The organism is Mesorhizobium sp. M7A.F.Ca.CA.004.04.2.1 (assembly GCF_004022825.1).
Taxonomy (GTDB): Bacteria; Pseudomonadota; Alphaproteobacteria; order Rhizobiales; family Rhizobiaceae; genus Mesorhizobium.
In genome coordinates this window covers 1-689 of record NZ_RZPH01001624.1, presented here as the reverse complement: position 1 = coordinate 689, position 689 = coordinate 1, and the positions used below count along the sequence as shown (strand labels likewise).

Here is a 689-nt window from a genome sequence, read left to right as displayed (position 1 = left end):
GTTCGCCGCGCGCTTCGCGCTCGGCGAGCGCTGACGGCGACGGCAGCGTCTCCACAGTGCGGTCGAGCAGGCCACGCGCTTCCAGCGCCGTCATGAAGCGGCTCTGATGCGCGATGTCGGCGAGGCCGCGCTTGCGGGCGATCGAAAGCGCCAGCGTCTGCTGGTAGTTGTTCGACAGCACCAGCGAGCCGACCTCGTCGGTCATCTCGGCCAGCAGCTTGTTGCGTGCCGGGCGCGTCAACGACCCCTTGCGCATGGCGGATGCCAGCGCGATCTTGATGTTGACCTCGACGTCGGAACAGTTGACGCCGCCCGAATTGTCGATGGCGTCGGAATTGCAGCGGCCGCCATTCAGGCCGAACTCGATGCGCGCCCGCTGCGTGACGCCGAGATTGGCGCCCTCGCCGATCACTTTCGCCCGGACATCGAGCGCGGTGATGCGAATGGCATCGTTGGCGCGATCGCCGACTTCGGCGTTGGTTTCGGTCGATGCCCGCAAATAGGTGCCGATGCCGCCGAACCACAGGAGATCGACAGGGGCCTTGAGGATGGCGGTCATGATCTCGACCGGCGTGGCGGCGGTCTTGGCCAGGCCGATCGCCGCCGCCGCCGCCGCCGGCAAGGTGATCGATTTCTGGTTGCGCGAGACGATGATGCCGCCTTCCGACAGTTTCGTCTTGTCGTAGTCC

General features: G+C 66.5%; 1 protein-coding gene. It reads right to left on the bottom strand.

What is annotated here, in order from left to right; translation table 11 throughout:
- Positions 1-689 (bottom strand): NAD-glutamate dehydrogenase domain-containing protein (locus EN893_RS36560; protein WP_164901523.1); only part of this gene is annotated, 689 nt, incomplete at both ends.